The sequence below is a fragment of the Phaeobacter sp. G2 genome, assembly GCA_025163595.1.
In the GTDB taxonomy this organism is placed as follows: Bacteria; Pseudomonadota; Alphaproteobacteria; order Rhodobacterales; family Rhodobacteraceae; genus Pseudophaeobacter.
Window position 1 is genome coordinate 154,483 of record CP104100.1, and the last position, 18,616, is coordinate 173,098.

General features: G+C 57.3%; 18 protein-coding genes. 10 read left to right on the plus strand and 8 right to left on the minus strand.

Translation table 11 applies throughout. From position 1 onward, the window contains the following. Positions 1-68 precede the first annotated feature (68 nt). Entirely contained in the window at positions 69-821 is a 753-nt protein-coding gene (locus N1037_00755) for a hypothetical protein (protein UWS79578.1), read from the minus strand. 136 nt (positions 822-957) lie between these two features. On the opposite strand from N1037_00755, the gene N1037_00760 reads away from it, so the two are divergent. From N1037_00760 to N1037_00770, 3 genes are all read left to right on the plus strand, one after another. Beyond that, the gene (locus N1037_00760; GenBank protein ID UWS79579.1) at positions 958-2,184 is read left to right on the plus strand and encodes an argininosuccinate synthase; all 1,227 of its coding nucleotides are present in this window, start codon (positions 958-960) and stop codon (positions 2,182-2,184) included. Between the two features lie 230 nt (positions 2,185-2,414). Continuing rightward, on the plus strand, positions 2,415-2,867 hold the full coding sequence (locus tag N1037_00765; GenBank protein UWS79580.1) for a DUF1810 domain-containing protein: 453 nt from the start codon (positions 2,415-2,417) through the stop codon (positions 2,865-2,867). A 114-nt stretch (positions 2,868-2,981) separates the two neighbouring features. Then, positions 2,982-3,266, plus strand: a complete 285-nt coding sequence (locus tag N1037_00770) for an SCP2 sterol-binding domain-containing protein (protein ID UWS79581.1) — start codon at positions 2,982-2,984, stop codon at positions 3,264-3,266. A gap of 75 nt (positions 3,267-3,341) precedes the next feature. On the opposite strand, the gene N1037_00775 is transcribed toward N1037_00770, so the two are convergent. Further along, on the minus strand, positions 3,342-4,055 hold the full coding sequence (locus N1037_00775) for a sulfotransferase (protein UWS79582.1): 714 nt from the start codon (positions 4,053-4,055) through the stop codon (positions 3,342-3,344). Next, positions 4,055-4,981 carry a D-amino acid aminotransferase gene (locus tag N1037_00780; GenBank protein UWS79583.1) on the minus strand — a complete coding sequence of 309 codons (927 nt, stop codon included), beginning with the start codon at positions 4,979-4,981 and terminating at the stop codon, positions 4,055-4,057. Before N1037_00780 ends, N1037_00775 begins: the two co-directional genes overlap by 1 nt. 142 nt (positions 4,982-5,123) lie before the next feature. Between N1037_00780 and msrA the strand changes: the two genes are divergently transcribed. Beyond that, positions 5,124-5,789: a peptide-methionine (S)-S-oxide reductase MsrA gene (gene msrA, locus N1037_00785; protein UWS79584.1), complete on the plus strand. Its 666-nt coding sequence runs from the start codon at positions 5,124-5,126 to the stop codon at positions 5,787-5,789. Between the two features lie 99 nt (positions 5,790-5,888). On the opposite strand, the gene N1037_00790 is transcribed toward msrA, so the two are convergent. Both N1037_00790 and N1037_00795 read right to left on the minus strand, forming a co-directional pair. After that, complete coding sequence (locus tag N1037_00790) at positions 5,889-6,761, minus strand: ribokinase (protein UWS79585.1); 873 nt, start codon at positions 6,759-6,761, stop codon at positions 5,889-5,891. 4 nt (positions 6,762-6,765) lie between these two features. Further along, positions 6,766-9,021: an NADP-dependent malic enzyme gene (locus tag N1037_00795; protein UWS79586.1), complete on the minus strand. Its 2,256-nt coding sequence runs from the start codon at positions 9,019-9,021 to the stop codon at positions 6,766-6,768. 314 nt (positions 9,022-9,335) lie between these two features. Here N1037_00795 and N1037_00800 point away from each other — a divergent pair, with 314 nt between their 5' ends. Together N1037_00800 and mutS are read left to right on the plus strand one after the other, a co-directional pair. Continuing rightward, complete coding sequence (locus N1037_00800; protein ID UWS79587.1) at positions 9,336-10,184, plus strand: flagellin; 849 nt, start codon at positions 9,336-9,338, stop codon at positions 10,182-10,184. Positions 10,185-10,327: 143 nt separating this feature from the next. Beyond that, positions 10,328-12,961, plus strand: coding sequence for a DNA mismatch repair protein MutS (gene mutS / locus N1037_00805; GenBank protein UWS79588.1), 2,634 nt, complete (start codon positions 10,328-10,330; stop codon positions 12,959-12,961). A gap of 112 nt (positions 12,962-13,073) precedes the next feature. Here mutS and N1037_00810 read toward each other — a convergent pair whose 3' ends face one another. Both N1037_00810 and hrcA read right to left on the minus strand, forming a co-directional pair. Next, positions 13,074-13,634: a nucleotide exchange factor GrpE gene (locus N1037_00810; protein ID UWS79589.1), complete on the minus strand. Its 561-nt coding sequence runs from the start codon at positions 13,632-13,634 to the stop codon at positions 13,074-13,076. A gap of 11 nt (positions 13,635-13,645) precedes the next feature. Further along, positions 13,646-14,713: a heat-inducible transcriptional repressor HrcA gene (hrcA, locus tag N1037_00815; GenBank protein ID UWS81414.1), complete on the minus strand. Its 1,068-nt coding sequence runs from the start codon at positions 14,711-14,713 to the stop codon at positions 13,646-13,648. A gap of 142 nt (positions 14,714-14,855) precedes the next feature. On the opposite strand from hrcA, the gene rph reads away from it, so the two are divergent. From rph to N1037_00835, 4 genes are read left to right on the plus strand one after another with little or no spacing between them, the layout of a single operon-like run. Further along, complete coding sequence (gene rph / locus N1037_00820; GenBank protein UWS79590.1) at positions 14,856-15,569, plus strand: ribonuclease PH; 714 nt, start codon at positions 14,856-14,858, stop codon at positions 15,567-15,569. Then, positions 15,566-16,180: an RdgB/HAM1 family non-canonical purine NTP pyrophosphatase gene (rdgB, locus tag N1037_00825; GenBank protein ID UWS79591.1), complete on the plus strand. Its 615-nt coding sequence runs from the start codon at positions 15,566-15,568 to the stop codon at positions 16,178-16,180. The genes rph and rdgB overlap by 4 nt, the downstream gene beginning before the upstream one ends. Further along, positions 16,173-17,327, plus strand: a complete 1,155-nt coding sequence (hemW, locus tag N1037_00830; GenBank protein UWS79592.1) for a radical SAM family heme chaperone HemW — start codon at positions 16,173-16,175, stop codon at positions 17,325-17,327. The genes rdgB and hemW overlap by 8 nt, the downstream gene beginning before the upstream one ends. A gap of 24 nt (positions 17,328-17,351) precedes the next feature. Then, positions 17,352-17,705, plus strand: a complete 354-nt coding sequence (locus N1037_00835) for a YbaN family protein (GenBank protein UWS79593.1) — start codon at positions 17,352-17,354, stop codon at positions 17,703-17,705. On the opposite strand, the gene N1037_00840 is transcribed toward N1037_00835, so the two are convergent. Further along, entirely contained in the window at positions 17,706-18,602 is an 897-nt protein-coding gene (locus N1037_00840; protein UWS79594.1) for a ParB/RepB/Spo0J family partition protein, read from the minus strand. Positions 18,603-18,616 lie beyond the last annotated feature (14 nt).

The following is an 18,616-nucleotide window of genomic DNA, read 5'->3' on the forward strand; positions in this document are numbered from 1 at the left end:
GCGCAACCCCGCCCCCAAGGCAAGGGGGCAGGATCAAAGCATACCGAAGAATACCAATCCGGGCTTTGTCAGATCGGGCGGCCTTCGATGTAGTGACCATAAAGTGTGGTGAGGATGCTGACATTGACCAAAGACATGACCAACAACACTGCATAGAGAACAATCGGCCCAATGATTGGCACCAACACAAACAGAGCCGCCATGATGTTCAGCAACAGTTGAAACAATAAACCAATAAGAATAAGCCCAACAATGGTCCAGGTTTCGCCCGTGGTTGCCTCCCATGCTTCTTTGATCTTCAGGGACTTACCAATGGCCGCAGCAGGAAGCACCGGCAACAGGCGGTACAGCCCAACCACAGCAGAAAGCACCAGAATAATGGCAAAGACACCTGCTAGAACTGGTGACATCGCACTTAAGCCAAACATCACAATCGCCGCAGGTATCATCGCGATCATCATCAAGATCCCGAGCATTAGAGCATGCCCGATGTAAGAGAGAATGCGATCAAACCGAAACGGCGGAACCCATCCCTGCGGGTATTCTTCCAGCAGCACAAAGCGGTGCCAGGAGGTCACGATCCACAACATCATGATCATCACAAACACCCAGGTGGCGAAGAAAACCATCCAACTATTGGCAATCAACAGCCCCAAAGCCTGCTCATCCTGAAGGACAGAAACAGACACTCCGATATATGAAAGCGCGGCAAAGACACCGACAAAAGCAATCACCACAGGCACCAGCCCAATCTGCAGGGCTTGTTTCAGGTTGCGAAACACCATCCCAAAGGAATGGGCAAAAATCGACCAAGACTTCATCTAAATTCTCTCCATCACAATACTGCGCTTTATGTCGCACGCTATGCGAGTGCGCAATACAGGAAAAGGCCAGTAAACCTTGCCCTCACGTTCGAAACCCGCTATCGCCCAGTCGATCTGACTGAGAGGAAATTCTATGTCCGCGCCCAAGAAAGTTGTGCTGGCCTATTCCGGTGGCCTTGATACCTCAATCATCCTGAAATGGCTGCAGACCGAATATGGCTGCGAAGTTGTTACCTTCACCGCCGATCTCGGCCAGGGTGAAGAGCTGGAGCCCGCCCGCCAAAAGGCTGAGCTGCTCGGCATCAAGCCGGAAAACATCTACATTGAGGACGTCCGCGAAGAGTTCGTGCGCGATTTTGTCTTCCCGATGTTCCGCGCCAATGCCGTCTATGAGGGTCTCTATCTGCTGGGCACCTCAATCGCGCGTCCGCTGATCTCCAAACGTCTGGTTGAGATCGCCGAAGCCACCGGCGCTGATGCCGTGGCCCATGGCGCCACCGGCAAGGGCAACGACCAGGTGCGTTTTGAGCTGGCCGCCTATGCGCTGAACCCCGACATCAAGGTGATAGCACCCTGGCGTGAATGGGATCTGACCTCGCGCACCCGCCTGCTGGAGTTCGCTGAGCAAAACCAGATCCCCGTCGCCAAGGACAAGCGCGGTGAAGCGCCTTTCTCGGTTGACGCCAACCTGCTGCACACCTCTTCTGAGGGCAAAGTTCTGGAAGATCCCGCCGTCATGGCGCCCGACTACGTCTACCAGCGCACCGTTCACCCCGAAGATGCGCCAAATGAGCCCGAGTTCATCGAAGTCGGCTTTGAAAAGGGCGATGCTGTCTCGATCAATGGTGAGGCCATGTCGCCCGCCACCATCCTGACCAAGCTGAATGAATACGGCGGCAAGCACGGCTGCGGCCGTCTCGACCTGGTTGAGGGTCGCTTTGTTGGCATGAAGTCGCGCGGCATCTATGAAACCCCCGGCGGCACCCTGCTGCTGGAGGCGCACCGCGGCATCGAGAGCATCACCATGGACCGTGGCGCCATGCACCTCAAAGACGAGCTGATGCCAAAATACGCCGAGCTGATCTACAACGGCTTCTGGTACAGCCCCGAGCGTGAGATGCTGCAAGCCGCCATCGACGCCAGCCAGACCCATGTCACCGGCACTGTGCGTCTCAAACTCTACAAAGGCTCCGCCACCTGCGTTGGCCGCTGGTCGGACCACACGCTCTACTCCGAAGCCCATGTGACCTTTGAAGAAGATGCCGGCGCCTATGATCAGACCGATGCAGCGGGCTTTATCCAGCTCAATGCACTACGTCTTAAACTACTGGCCGCCCGCGATCGTCGCTTGAAAAAGTAAGTGGCTTTACACACTGAGCTTTTGAAGGGGCCGCACCAATTGGTGTGGCCCTTTCTTACAACAATTATATGGCAAGATCAGCAATGCCCATGATGGCAGCCGTGATTGGCTGTCCACCCACCCCCTAAGCCGCGACCGCATCCGAAATATTGATAGTTTCAAAGAGCGTCTGGCGCAGTAGTTCTGCATCCGCTAGGGTCTGGAAAATATCGGCGCAGACGGAGTTTGGGATGACTGATCAAGAGGATGACCTCTTTGAAGATGATTTCGCGGAAGAGCTGGAGATGTTTGTCGAAGCCCAGGACACTGTCTGGGCAGATGTCTTGGCAGAGCTGAAATCCGGCAAGAAAACCGGCCATTGGATGTGGTTCGTCTTTCCGCAGCTGGCGGAACTTGGCCAGTCCCATATGGCGCAACTTTACGGCATCGAAGACCTGTCAGAAGCCACTGCTTTTCTAGGCCATGACGTCCTGCGTGCCCGACTGATCGAAGTTTCCGAGCTGATGCTCACACATCAGGGTCAGGACCCTGCAGCAATTCTGGGCACCACAGACGCCAAAAAACTACGTTCCAGCATGACGCTTTTTGCCGCCACCCCTGGCGCACCCGATGTCTTCGCCGAGGTCCTCGCCACATTCTTTGCAGCCACCCCCTGCGACGTGACCCTCGAAGCGATCGCCTAAACATGCTCTAATTTGCGCGTCCTGCCACTTCACCGGTTGCTTTCCCCATCGTCAAGGTTGCGGGCGAAGCTGCGCTCGCTTAGCCCTTTGGTGACAGTCTCATGAGGTAATCCGATGGCGCTACACGACATTGCACAAGGTATATCCAAAGAGCTTCAGGGCAAAAGTTTTGCAGGCTCCTTGAAGTTTGATTGTGGCAGCGACGGCGTGATTATTCTGGCAGATGGCACCGCATCAACCACCGACCGTGACACGGATTGCACCATTAAACTCTCTCAGGACAATCTGGTAAAACTGCTGACCGGAAAATTAAACCCAATGACCGGTGTGATGATGGGTAAGCTCAAAATCTCCGGCGATATGGCCACGGCGATGAAGCTGGGTAAGCTGATCGGCTGAGCTTTCATCTTACCCTAAATACCTTGGGGGGAGCGCCTTTGGCGCGGGGGGCAAAGCCCCCCACTCCTGCCCTGGTCAGATCTTTTGCGCTTTCATTGCCTCATAATAGGGCATGGCCGCCTCCAACACCGGACGTAAATGCTCCGGCACCTCTGGCAAAGGGCCTTCCCGCCCGGCAAACCCGGATGAGTTCCACACCGCACCATACCAAACCGGCGCCCATACGCCATCGTTGGGATGTCCGCCCGGGGGCCAACGCAGCATTTTGGACGAAAACGGCAGACCAAGCCTGTCGCAAAGCTGTTCCAACTTGGTCTCTGGGTCGTCGCGGATATCGTGGCTGTCGACGACCACCGGGTCCTGGCCCCAGCTTCGGCACAGTTCAAACAGCTCTGCCTGCTGGCGGAAACCAATATCATCCAGCGTCGGGTTTTCCCGTTTCGCCGCATATGAGGCAATCACCCGCGCCGGATGACGGATCAGGAACACATTGGTCACCTGCCGCATCCAGTCACGCGGCACCCCGTCAATCATGTGCTGGGTCATGTGTTTTTGATAAAAATAGGGCTTTGCGGCCGGCACCGGCCCTACCAGCGCCTGTGCAACCTCGATGGCCTCTTGTGATTGGCTCTCCAGGATCTCTTCCCGCATGGGATGCTGCAAACCCGTCAGGGCCAGATAGGCCGCATAAAAGGGTTCATCCACCACCGCACAATCGCCGCGATTGCCAAAGGCATACATCATTGCCGTAGACAGGTTGCGCGGGCCAGACCACATGGCAATTCGCATCAGGCGCACTCCGCTTCGATCATCGCTTTATAAAGCCCCCGAATACGTTCGGTGACCGGCCCCATTTCACCACTGCCAATCTGGCGCCCGTCAATATCTCCAACTGGTGTCTGAGCGCCAAAGGTCCCCGTTAGAAAGGCCTCATCGGCCCCATAGGTATCCACCAAGGAATAGTTTCGCTCAAACACCGGGATGTCATTGGCGCGGCACAGGTCGATGACCTTTTGCCGGGTGATGCCATTCATGCAGTAATCGCCAGTCGAAGTCCAAACCGCGCCCCTGCGCACGATGAAAAAGTTACAGGCGTTGGTAGTGTTCACAAAGCCATTCACATCCAGCATCAACCCCTCGTCAGCGCCAGCCTTTTCGGCGGCGATACAGGCGAGGATGCAGTTCAGTTTGGAATGAGAGTTGAGTTTTGGATCCTGGGTCATCGGCAGCCCCCGCAGATGCGGTACCGTGGCCAGTCGAATGGGACGCGGCAGATTGGGCTTGGAGTGCTCCATAATGATCACCATGGTTGGCCCCTGCTGCGACAGCGATGGATGCTGGAAGGGGCGGGTTTTTACCCCGCGGGTGATCATCAGACGCGCATGGGCATCCGTGGTCATTTCATTGGCCTTTTGCGTGTCTAACACGGCCTGTTTGACGCCATCTCGGTCCAGACCAATATCCAGATCAATTGCCTTTGCCGCCTCGAACAACCGATCGAGATGTTCGTCGATAAAGGCCCAGGTTCCATTATACAGGCGCAGCCCTTCCCAGACGCCATCCCCCAGCATAAAGCCACTGTCATAGACACTCACCGTGGCCTGCGCCTTGGGCACAATTTTGCCGTTCAGATAGATCAGGATCTCTTCATTACGCTGGTCTTCTGTCGCCTGATGAGTGCTCATCTTCTCTGATTTGTTCGGGATGTCTTGCATTGGGGGGCTCCTTTTCCGGCACGCTAGAAGGATTGGATCCAATTTCCAAGCGGTAACTTGCGCTCACCTCCCCGTGACATTTGATGACACAGGGTTGAGCCAAACCCAAAGCCTCGGCAGTTTGGTCAAAACGGAGGTCAACATGCAGATTTTCAAAACCCTTAAACCCGTCGCCCTTACTGTATTTATGCTTCTCGCCCTCGTGTTGCGCGGCCAAGAGGCCGAGGCCCAAACCCAAGAGACGCTCACCCTTGCTGGGGGGTGTTTCTGGTGTGTGGAAAGCGATTTTGAATCAGTGCCAGGGGTGGTTGACGCCATTTCAGGCTACACCGGGGGGCACACAGTGAACCCGACCTACAGCGAGGTTGGTAAGGGAAACACGGGCCATTTTGAGGCGGTTGAAATTCGGTTTGACCCCAGCCGTGTCAGCCGTGCTGATCTTCTGGATATGTTTTTCCGCTCCATTGATCCCACCGATGCAGGCGGCCAGTTTTGTGATCGTGGAGAGACCTACCGTACCGCTGTTTTTGTCTCTAACCCAGGCGAAAAGGCCCTTGCTGAAAAAGCACTGGCCAAGGCTGAGGCGGAGCTGGGACAAAAGATTGTCACGCCAATTCTGAATGCCGACACCTTTTACCGCGCCGAAGACTACCACCAAGATTACTACAAGGGCAGCAAGTTGATCTTTACCCGGTTTGGGCCCAAACGTCAGGCTGCAGCGTATAAACGCTACCGTCAGGCCTGTGGCCGCGACGCACGTGTGCTGCAACTGTGGGGGAACGCCGCGCCCTTTGCGCAAGATCACTAAGGAAACGAAACTCGGGACACAGAACGCGGGCAGCCCCCTCTTGCGCTTTACGTAATTCACCCCTGGGAGATTTTTGCCCAAATGAACCCCAGCAGATAATTAAAAGCGGGCGCTTTGCACCTCTTTGAGATCAGGAATGACATCTGCAGTGCCGTGCCGTGTGACCATCAGCGCCGCTGCCCGCGCCGCAAGGGACATTGCTTGTGGCATCGGCAAGCCCCGGTCCAAGGCCGACAGCACATAGCCCGTAAAGGTATCACCGGCCCCTGTAGTATCGACCGGTGTAACCGGCAAAGCCGCCACATCCAAAGCCTGACCAGAACTGGCACTGTAATGGCGCGCACCCTGGGCGCCAAGGGTGACAATAACGTCAGTAACGCCCAACGCATCCGCAGACTGGCCCGTCACCTGTTGCAATTGCTCGGCCTCAACCTGGTTCAGAAACAACAGATCCAGGTAGGGCAGAACCTGGCGCACGGCCTGGGCGTCAAAAGGCGCGGCGGCATAGGCCACCCTGAGCCCCAATTCCCGGGCCATTTTTGCGGCTTCCGCCTGCATATTGGTTTCGTTTTGCAGCACCAGGATATCGCCGGCATTGGCGGTGCTAAGTGCCTGACCAATCTGATCTTCTGAAATGGCCCGATTGGCACCGGGATAAAGAATGATCTGATTCTCACCGGCCTGATCCACCGCGATGATGGCGTGGCCTGTGGGCAAATCCAGCGTCGCAATCGAGCGGGTATCAACGCCATATTCCATCAGACGCGCCACCGCCCAATCCCCTTCGGGGCCAACAGCGCCGATGTGATGCACGACTGAGCCGGCGCGGGCGGCAGCGACCGACATATTGGCCCCCTTGCCGCCCAGGAACTGGTCCAATCCACTTGCCGCCAGGGTTTCACCGGCGACTGGCAGATGCGACATGGTGTAAACCATATCCGCATTGATTGAGCCCAGATTCCAGATTGCCATGGCTTTACCCGATGTTGCAGGCAGCCAGGACCGCCATGTTCAGCACGTCATTGGCGGTGGAGGTGGTGGAACAGATCTGGATTGATTTATCGACCCCAGACAGGATTGGCCCCACAACCGTTGCGCCCCCCATTTCCTGCATCAGCTTGACCGAGATCGAAGCCGAGTGCCGCGCTGGTACGATAAGAATATTCGCCGGTCCAGTCAGACGCTGGAAGGGGTAGGCCTCTTGTGCGGCGGCATTAAGCGCCACATCGACGGTCATTTCGCCTTCATACTCAAAATCCACGCCGCGTTTGTCCAGTACGGCCGGCGCGAGGTGCATTTTCTCTGCCCGCTCCGAGACCGGATAGCCAAAGGTAGAGAAGCTGACAAAGGCCACCCGAGGATCAAGCCCCATGTGGCGGGCAACGCCAGCAGCGCGCTCGGCAATATTGGCGAGATCGTTTTCATCCGGCCATTCATGCACCAAGGTATCGCCAATCAACACGATGCGCCCCTTGTGCAACAGCGCAGTTACGCCAGCGGCGCCATGGGCATTATCGGCATCAAACACATGGTTGATCTGGTCCAAAATATGCGCCGATTTGCGGGTCGCCCCAGTCACCAAACCATCGCCATGACCATGGGCCAGCATCAGGGCCGAGAAGACATGGCGATCACGCCCCACCAGGCGATGCACGTCCTTGCGGTCAAAACCTTTGCGCTGCAGGCGTTTGTAGAGAAAGTCCTTATAGACATCAAAATGCGTGGTATTGGCAGCATTGACGATTTCAAGCTCACGCACGGCATCGGCGAGCCCTGCAACTTCCAGCTTTTGTTTCACGTCCTCCGAGCGCCCCACGACCAGTGCCTTGCCAAAGCCAGAGCGCTGGTAGTTGACAGCAGCGCGCAGGACCCGTGGGTCATCGCCCTCGGCAAAGATCATCCGGCTTTGCGCTGACCGTGCCCGCGCATTCAACCCGCGCAGGATCGAGGCGGTTGGATCCATACGACCTTTGAGACCAATCTCATAGGCTTCCATATCAATGATGGGACGGCGCGCGGCACCGGTATCCATGCCGGCCTTGGCAACGGCAGGGGGGATACGGTGAATCAAGCGCGGGTCAAATGGGGTGGGAATGATGTAATCGCGACCAAAGGTCAGCGATTTGCCATAGGCCAGCGCCACCTCGTCCGGCACGTCTTCGCGCGCCAGGGCCGCCAGAGCATGGGCGCAGGCAATTTTCATCTCGTCGTTGATGGCGCGGGCATGGATGTCCAGCGCGCCACGGAAGAGATAAGGAAAGCCAAGCACGTTATTGACCTGGTTGGGGTAATCCGAACGTCCCGTCGCGACGATTGCGTCAACGCGCACCTCATGGGCCTCTTCCGGGGTGATTTCCGGATCGGGGTTTGCCATGGCAAAAATCACCGGATTGTCGGCCATGGATTTCACCATGTCCTGGGTCACAGCCCCCTTGACCGAAACACCAAGGAACACATCTGCACCCTCCATCGCCTGTTCCAGCGAGCGCAGTTCAGTAGTGACGGCATGGGCCGATTTCCACTGGTTCATGCCTTCGGTCCGGCCCTGATAGATCACACCTTTGGTATCGCAGACGATGCAGTTTTCGTGCCGCGCGCCCATGCGTTTCAGCAGTTCGATACAGGCAATGCCCGCCGCCCCTGCGCCATTCAGCACGATGCGTACGTCTTCGATCTTTTTCCCCGAAATATGCAAGGCATTGATCAGACCCGCGGCGCAGATCACGGCGGTGCCGTGCTGGTCATCGTGGAAAACCGGGATATCCATCTCTTCCTTGAGCTTTTGCTCAATGATGAAACACTCCGGCGCCTTGATGTCCTCCAGGTTGATGCCACCAAAGGTCGGCCCCATCAGACGCACTGCTTCGATGAACTTGTCCGGATCTTCGGTGTCCAGCTCGATATCAATCGAGTTCACATCGGCAAAGCGTTTGAAGAGAACGGATTTCCCTTCCATCACCGGTTTAGATCCTAATGCACCAAGATTGCCCAGACCCAGGACCGCCGTCCCGTTAGAGATAACCGCCACAAGGTTGCCCTTGTTGGTATAATCATAAGCGGTTTCGGGGTTGGCAGCGATGGCTTCGCAGGGGACCGCAACACCGGGTGAATAGGCAAGCGACAGATCGCGCTGTGTCGTCATCGGGACGGTGGCGTTGATCTCCCATTTGCCGGGGGTTGGATCCAAGTGAAAGGCCAGAGCCTCTTCGTCGGTGATCTTTGCTTTGGGCATGGGGTTTCAGCGTCCTCTCCTAGTCGCGCCCAGTCATAGCTCAGCCTTTCGCCCCCCTCAATCCGCCGCAGCAATATTTTCCTGCGGCGGTTTCACCTAAAATGCCGATAAAATGTGGAGGTATTCGCCACATTTCTGCCACATTTTTGCCAGCTCAGCGCTCCAATTCCTAACCAAGATCTTAACAGGTAAACCCAAGCTTAAAGCGGCTTCCTCAGTTTGCGCCAAGCAACTCACGTCAGAATGACCTATAGCCCCCCGTGGTTTCAGGGGCAAATTTCTTGGCTAAGCGTTTAGTGTAAAAGGAAAAGTATATGACGAGTATTCAGTTTAACTCTGGCTCCTCGACGGCGCTGCAGCTTTTGGGCGGCGCGGTTCAGGAAAAAGAGCAAGCCCAGGAAGAAGTCTCTACCGGTAAGAAAATCAATTCAGCAAAGGACCAGGCTGCGCTCTGGGCGATTACTCAAGTGATGGAAAGCGATACAAGCGCCTATGCCGCAGTCTCTGACACACTGTCCTTGAACGAAGCGACCACATCTGTTGCCGCCTTAGGTGCGGAGCAAGCCACCGAGATTCTGACAGAAATGAAAGAACTGGCGATCCTTGGAACCTCTGGTCTGGTGGATTTTGCCAAACTAGAAGAGCAAATGGTCCAAAAGACAGAACAGTTGAACAATGTGATCTCTTCCACCCAGTTCAACGGCGTCAATCTGCTGAAGACGGATATTGACGGCACCGGCAATACATCTTTGACGGTTCCAGAGGCCGTGTCACGCGACGGATCCTCAGCGCTCGCCGGGTTGGCCAGCTTTTCTGTCGACAGTCTCGATTTTGAAGGCAGCGCCGATTTCGATATCAACAGCCGTACCGCGATCACCGACAGTGCTTCGGCCCTGACCGCTCTGGGTGAGATCGAGGGGTTCTTCAACTTTGCCAGCGAAGGCGCTGCCAGGATGGGGGCCGCCACCAGTCGTATAACCAGTCAGAATGAATTCATTGGTAAACTGGCGGATGCCACGCGAGCCGGCACCAGTGCACTTCGGGATGCAAACATCGAAGATGCCGCCGCCAGGCTAAAATCTGCAAGCGTCGCGGTCCAGCTGGGCCAAACCTCGCTTGCCATCGCCAATGCCTCGCCCCAGACCCTGCTGGCGATCTCCTGATCCGTTTCAGACCTAGCACAACTCCTCCAGCGGCCTTGTCCCGGCGTGTCTCTTCTCACCGCCGGGACATCTCGTTCTGATTTTGGTTTTCCTTCCCCGGCCCCCACTGTAGACATCCTGCATTCACCACCGGGAGAGCAGGAATGTCAGTTACGCCCATGATGGCACAATACCTCGACATCAAGGCACAGTATCCAGATGCGCTGCTGTTTTACCGGATGGGCGACTTCTACGAGATGTTCTTTGACGATGCGGTCAACGCCGCTGAAGCCCTGGATATCGCGCTGACCAAACGGGGCAAGCACGATGGCGAAGACATCCCCATGTGTGGGGTGCCTTTCCACGCCGCCGAGGGGTATCTGCTCACCCTGATCCGCAAGGGCTTTCGCGTTGCTGTGGGTGAACAGCTGGAAACACCAGCCGAAGCCAAAAAACGCGGTGGCAAATCGGTGGTCAAACGCGACGTGGTGCGGCTTGTCACCCCCGGCACCCTGACAGAGGACTCGCTGCTCGAGGCCCGCCGCCATAACTTTCTCGTCTCCTATTCCGAACTGCGGGATGAATCCGCCCTGGCCTGGGCCGATATTTCAACCGGTGCCTTTCACGTCATGCCCATCAGCCAAGTGCGCCTTTCGCCTGAACTGGCCCGTTTGGCGCCCTCAGAGCTGATTGTGGCAGATGGTCCCACTTATGAAGCAACCGCACCCCTGGCCGAGGAATACAAAATCCCCGTGACTCCGCTGGGAAAGGCAAGCTTTGACAGCACCGCAGCGGAAAAGAGGATCTGCAGCCTGTTCGGCGTCAGCGCGCTTGATGGGTTTGGTAGCTTCAACCGCGCTGAAATCTCGGCCATGGGAGCCCTGATCGACTATCTGGAGATCACCCAAAAAGGCAAACTGCCACTGCTGCAACAGCCGGTGCAGGAAGCCGAAGACCGTGTAGTGCAGATTGACGCCTCCACCCGCGCCAGCCTGGAACTGACACGGTCGCTCTCTGGCGCCCGGGCCGGCTCTCTGCTCTCGGTTGTGGATCGCACTGTTACCCCCGGCGGCGCCCGGCTGCTGGAACAGCGCCTTTCCAGCCCCTCGCGAAACCTGGACGTGATCAATGCCCGGCTTGCGGCGCTCGACTTTGCGGTAGACCACGATCAGCTTTGCGAAGACCTGCGCGATGCCCTGCGCAAAACCCCGGACCTGGACCGCGCCCTGTCGCGGCTGGCCCTGGAACGTGGCGGCCCGCGGGATCTCGCTGCCATCCGCAACGGCCTGGCCCAGGCCAACGCCATCGCTGACAGAAACGCCAGCGAAGACCTGCCACCGCTGGTCAGCGCCGCCACGACGGATCTCACCGGATTTGAGGCTCTGTTGGATCTGCTGGAGGCCGCCCTGGTGGCTGAGCCACCGCTTTTGGCCCGCGACGGCGGCTTTATCGCCGCCGGCTATGATGAAGACCTGGATGAGGCCCGCACCCTGCGCGACGAGGGTCGCTCGATTATTGCTGGCATGCAGCAGGAATATGCCGCCCATACCGGCATCACCTCGCTGAAAATCAAACACAACAATGTGCTGGGCTATTTCATTGAAACCACAGCCACCCATGCGGAAAAAATGCTCTCTGCGCCGCTGTCGGAAAAATACATCCACCGCCAAACCACCGCCAATCAGGTGCGGTTCACCACGGTTGAACTCAGCGAGATTGAGACCCGGATCCTGAACTCAGGAAACCGCGCGTTAGAGATCGAAAAGCGGCTCTATTCCGCACTTTCGACTGCCATCATGGACCAGGCTGCGCGCCTGAACGGTGCCGCGCGCGGCCTGGCAGAGCTCGATCTGCTGACCGCTCTGGCGGATCTGGCGCGCGGCGAAAACTGGGCGCGGCCCCGCGTCGACGCCTCCCGTGCCTTTGCCATCACCGGCGGGCGTCACCCGGTTGTGGAACGCGCCCTGCGACAACAGGGCGGCGATACCTTTGTGGCCAATGATTGTGATCTCTCGGCCTCCAACGGCGCCGCTGTCTGGCTTTTGACCGGTCCCAATATGGCGGGCAAATCGACCTTCCTGCGGCAAAACGCACTGATTGCTCTCCTGGCTCAGATGGGCAGCTACGTACCAGCGGAAACCGCCCATATCGGTCTGGTCAGCCAGCTGTTCAGTCGGGTTGGAGCCTCAGATGATCTGGCGCGGGGCCGCTCTACCTTTATGGTGGAAATGGTAGAAACCGCCGCCATCCTCAACCAGGCGGACGACCGTGCTCTGGTCATCCTCGACGAAATCGGCCGCGGCACCGCCACCTATGACGGGCTCTCCATCGCCTGGGCGACGCTGGAACACCTCCACGCGGTGAACCAATCCCGTGCCCTCTTTGCCACCCATTACCACGAATTGACCCAGCTCTCGACCACGCTGTCCGGCGTCGAAAATGCCACGGTCTCGGTCAAGGAATGGGAAGGCGAGGTAATCTTCCTGCACGAGGTCAAAAAGGGCGCCGCAGATCGCTCCTACGGGGTGCAGGTGGCGCAACTGGCCGGCCTGCCACCCAGCGTGGTGGCCCGCGCCCGCGATGTGCTGGACCTGTTGGAACAAGGCAGCCGCGAAGGCGCAGGAGCAAAGATAAAGATCGATGATCTGCCCCTCTTTGCCGCTGCCCCGCCTCCACAACCAAAACCTGCCGCTGGTCCCTCCCCTGTTGACCAGCTGCTCAGCGACATTCACCCGGATGAGCTTTCCCCACGTGAAGCCCTCGAGGCGCTTTACCGCCTAAAAGAAGCAAGCAAATAACCAGAAAATGAAAAGAGCGGCTGCCGATTGGGCGCCGCTCTTTCATCTTACCAAAAATACCTGCGCCGCAGGCACGGGTCCCCACGGACCCGTTCCGCTACAGCTGCCAGCATCAGGCCGGAGTGGAGGACACACCAACCTGGGCCGGCCGCAACAACCGGTCATGCAGCATAAAGCCCTCAGCCGAGACCTGAATGATATCGCCAGCCTTGGTGCCAGGCACCGGAGCCTCAAACATCGCTTCATGCACCTGCGGGTCAAAACGATCGCCAACCTGGGGTGACACAACCCGCACCCCGTGTTTTTCAAACACACCAACAAGCGCGCGCATGGTCAGCTCAACACCCTCGATAAGCGCCGCAGAAACTTCTTTCTGCTCATCCGTGGCGGATTCAACCGCGCGCTTCAGGTTGTCAAACACCGGCAGCATATCACGCGACAGTTTTGAGCCGCCATATTGCTCCGCTTCGCGACGGGCCTTGTCACCGCGTTTGCGGGAGTTTTCGGCATCCGCCAGCGCACGCATAAACCGGTCTTTATACTCGTCCCGTTCTGCCCGCAGCTCATCCAACTCAATTGCAGCATCGTCCATTTCAGCCATTTCCGCCGCCAGCTCTTCCGCTTCGACATTTTCGATGTCGTCCAAAAAATCGTCGTTTCTGGGCTCTGCCATTTTTTCAACCTCTAGCTCCGGTCAGAAAGCAATTTCCCAACCAGTTGCGCCGTGTAATCCACAATCGGCACAATCCGTCCGTAATTCAGGCGAGTCGGGCCAATCACCCCAACCGCGCCAATGATCTTTCGATCCGAGTTCATATAGGGAGAGACCACCAAAGAGGAACCCGAAAGTGAAAAAAGTTTGTTCTCTGAACCGATAAAAATGCGCACACCTTCACCGTCCTCGGTCAGTTCAAGAAATTCAGCAATATCTTGCTTGCGCTCCAGGTCATCAAACAGGCTGCGAATAAGATCGAGCTCCTTTGGCACTCCACCACCCTCGCCCAATAGATTCGCCCGTCCCCGCACGATCAAACGGGCCTGTTCATTGCCGTCGTCTTCCCAGGCGGCCAGCCCGCTTTCGATCATGTCCTGCGCCAGAACATCAATTTCCTGCCGCCGCGCATCAATCTCTTTCTGCATGTCGCGCCGCACACCGCTCAGGGTGCGCCCTTCAATCAGCGCGTTGAGAAAATTTGCCGCCTCGCGCATTGAACTGGGGGTTTGACCCGGTGGTGGGGTGAACAGGCGGTTTTCCACATGACCGTCGGAGAACACCAAAACCACCAGCGCTCGATCCTGTGCCAGCGACACAAATTCGATATGGCGGATTTCACTTTCCTGTTTCGGCGTCAGCACCAGGGACGCACCCTGAGTCACCCCGGACAGGGCCGCGCCCACCCGATCCAACATGCCACCAACATCTCCGGCGTTCTTGCCTAAAGTGGCATCAATCTTTTCCCGGTCATGGGCCTTCAGATCCTCGACCTCCAGCAAGCCATCGACAAACATCCGCAGCCCGCGTTGAGTGGGAATGCGGCCGGCGCTGACATGGGGGCTGTCCAGCAATCCAAGATACTCCAGATCCTGCATCACGTTGCGCACCGTCGCCGCGCTGACCTTCTCATTGAGAGATCGCGTCAAGGTACGGCTGCCAACCGGTTCGCCACTTTCAAGATAGCTTTCAACAACCACCCGGAATACCTCCCGGGAGCGATCATTCATGTCACTCAGTATCTCTTTGGCATCTGTCATCTGTAATTTTTCGATCATTTCTGGCTGGAGAACACCCTGTTTGCCAATTTGCATTAAAGAGCGATCAGGGAAAAGGTCAATCATGCTTGCATCCCCGCACTCCCGGCGGCTATCGGATGGGCAGCAAAAAGAAGGATAGCCCATGCGCCCCTCAAAGAGAGACCTAAATGAAATGCGCGCCGTGTCGATCGAGACCGGCTTTACCAAACATGCCGAAGGATCCTGCCTGATCAAGATGGGTGATACGCATGTGCTGTGCACCGCCAGCCTGGAACCACGGGTGCCACCCTTCATCAAAGGCTCCGGTCTGGGCTGGGTCACTGCGGAATACGGCATGCTGCCTCGCGCCACCAATACCCGCATGCGTCGCGAAGCCGCGTCAGGCAAACAGGGTGGCCGCACCGTTGAAATCCAGCGCCTGATTGGCCGCGCCCTGCGCGCCGGCGTTGACCGGGTGGCCCTGGGTGAGCGCCAGATCACCATCGACTGCGACGTCTTGCAGGCCGACGGTGGCACCCGCTGCGCCGCGATCACCGGTGGCTGGGTCGCCCTGCGTCTGGCGGTAAATAAGCTGATGAAAGCCGGTGACGTAAAAATTGATCCGCTGATGGATCCTGTCTCGGCAATTTCCTGCGGAATCTATGCCGGCCAGCCGGTGCTTGATCTGGACTACCCAGAAGATTCTGAGGCCGGCGTTGACGGCAACTTTATCATGACTGGTTCTGGTAAACTGATCGAAGTGCAGATGTCTGCCGAGGGCTCAATCTTTTCCCGCGATCAGATGAACCAGCTGATGGATCTGGCCGAAAAAGGCACCTCCGAGCTGGCAGCCCTGCAAAAGGCAGCCTGCGCATGAGCCGCAAGTTTGAAGGCGACCAAATTCTGGTCGCCACTCACAACGCAGGCAAGCTGCAGGAGATCACCGAGATCCTTGCGCCCTTTGGCGTCAAGGTTATCGGCGCAGCCGAGATGAACCTGCCGGAACCGGAAGAAACCGAAGACACCTTTGTCGGCAATGCCCGGATCAAGGCACATGCGGCAGCACAGGCTACCGGCCTCCCTGCCCTGTCCGACGACAGCGGCATCACCATTGATGCGCTGGATGGCGCCCCCGGTGTCTATACCGCCGATTGGGCCGAAACCGGCAATGGGCGTGATTTTATGATGGCGATGACTCGCGCCAATGATGAAATCACCGCAAAAGGCCCCGATGCTCCGCGCAGCGCCCAATTCTGCTGTACTCTGGTTCTGGCATGGCCCGATGGCCATGATGAAGTATTCGAAGGCGTCATGGCCGGCGATCTGGTCTGGCCCATTCGCGGTGAAGCTGGGTTTGGTTATGACCCGATGTTCATGCCCGAGGGCTATGACGTGACCTGCGCCCAAATGGACAAGGCCGAAAAGAACCGTATCAGCCACCGTGGCCGCGCGGTCAGCGCCTTTATCAAAGGCTGTTTTAGTGGATGATTGGCGACATGGGGGCTTTGGCCTATATGTACATTGGCCCTTTTGTCAGGCCAAATGCCCCTATTGCGACTTCAACAGTCATGTCACCGCAAATATAGACCAGAAACTATGGGTTAGAGCCTACCTGAGTGAGCTCAAAAGAGTCTCACAGGGGATGGAGGGCCGGGTTCTTAACTCTATCTTCTTTGGCGGTGGCACCCCCTCGCTGATGAAGCCTGAAACCGTCGCCGCCGTGATTGAAGGCGCACGTGAAATATGGCCCTTTGCCAATGACATCGAGATCACTCTTGAAGCCAATCCAGGCTCTGTTGAGGCAGGACGTTTTGCCGGCTATCGCGACGGCGGCGTCAACCGTATCTCGATGGGCATTCAAGCGCTCAACAATGAGGACCTGCGCCGCCTTGGGCGTATCCATTCCGTGGAGGAGGCCCGCGCCGCCTTTGACATTGCCCGCACCTGTTTTGACCGGGTCAGCTTTGACCTGATCTATGCGCGTCAGGGACAGGACCTGGCCCATTGGCAGCGCGAACTTTCCCAAGCCTTGAATATGGCGATTGACCATCTGTCGCTCTATCAGCTCACCATCGAAGAAGGCACCGCCTTTGGCGATCGCTACGCCCGTGGCAAACTGCGCGACCTGCCCACAGATGACACGGCAGCTGACATGTACCAGGCCACACAAGAAATCTGTTCCGCCCATGGCATGCCCGCCTATGAGATCTCCAACCACGCCCGCCCTGGTGAGGAATCCCGTCACAACCAGATCTATTGGCGTTATGGCGACTACCTCGGCATTGGTCCGGGGGCCCATGGCCGCGTCACACGCAACGGCCAGCGCTATGCCACCGAAACCCATCGTGCCCCTGGCGCCTGGCTGAAAGCGGTGGCCGATGGCTCCGGGGAGAGCCTGTGCCAAGCCCTACCCCGTGAAGATACCGCAATTGAGTACATGATGATGTCGATGCGCCTTGCCGAAGGCATGAACATCCCGCGCTATACGGCACTGTCGGGTCAGGCCCTGCCACAGGACCGCGTTGACGACCTTGTTAATCTTGGCATGGTAACTACATCGGATCAGGTAATTCGCGCGACAGATCAGGGCCGCGCAGTCCTGAATGCGGTACTTCGGGAACTTCTGGTTGATTGACCTAATTGAAGTTGGATTAGACAGATGAGATTTCTCTATGCCGCGCTTGGGTTACTGTCACTGGGTCTGGCCGTCATAGGTATCGTGCTGCCGCTTCTGCCCACCGTGCCTTTTCTTCTGCTGGCGGCCTTCTTCTTTGCCAACTCATCCGAACGCCTGCATTCCTGGTTGATCAACCACCGCACATTTGGCCCCCTGATCCTGGATTGGAATGAACGTGGCGCCATTCGTCCAGCCGCAAAAAAGGCGGCAACCGTTTCGATTGCCGCCGTTCTGTTGCTATCTCTTATATTGGGAGCCCCCTCCCATGTGGTGCTCATCCAGGTTGTCGTCTTGACAGCAGTCCTGACCTTTATCTGGACCCGCCCTGGCGCCTGACTATTTGCTCAGGATGTTACAAATCTCATCCAGCTGATCGAGCGTCTCATAGCTAATGGTGACAGATCCGCTTTCGCCACCTGCCTTGTGATCAATCGACACCTTCATCCGTAGAATGGCAGAAAGATCGCCCTCTAACGCCTTGGTATCTGCATCCTTATCTGTTGACCGTGGCGACCTGCGCGGAGCCGCAGAAGCCTGAAGCCCGGCGGCATCCTTTTTCACCAAAGCTTCCGTAGCCCGGACCGACAACCCGCCTTTGACAATTTTACTCGCCAGTTCAGAGGCATTGTCCGAGGTGATCAAAGCCCGCGCATGGCCCGCTGACAGTTTACGGTCATTGACCAGGGCGCGCACGTCCTCTGGCAGGTGCAGCAGCCTGACCAAATTGGCAATATGGCTCCGGCTCTTCCCCAACGCCTCTGCCATGCGTTCCTGCGTATGCCCAAAGCGTTCCATCAGCTGTTTATAGCTCTGGGCTTCTTCCATTGCATTCAGATCAGAGCGCTGGATGTTTTCAATGATGGCAACTTCCATCATCTCGACATCGGAATAGTCCCGAATGAGAACCGGAACTTCGTGCAGCTGCGCTGCCTGGGCCGCGCGCCAGCGCCGCTCACCCGCAACAATTTCATACATGTCGCCATCCCGAGGTCGCACGATCAGGGGCTGCAGGACCCCCTTTTCCTTGATCGACGCCGTTAGATCATCAAGATCCTCTTGCAGGAATTGACGGCGCGGCTGATCAGGGTTGGCAATCACCTTCTCGATCGGGACCAGAACCTCTGCGTTTCGTGCGGCCTGCACTTCTGTGCTCACCGGCTCGGAATTCACATCCGCCATCAAGGCAGACAGGCCACGGCCCAATCCGCGGGGTTTGTTTCTTTTCTCTGACATTTTCTACTCCGCTC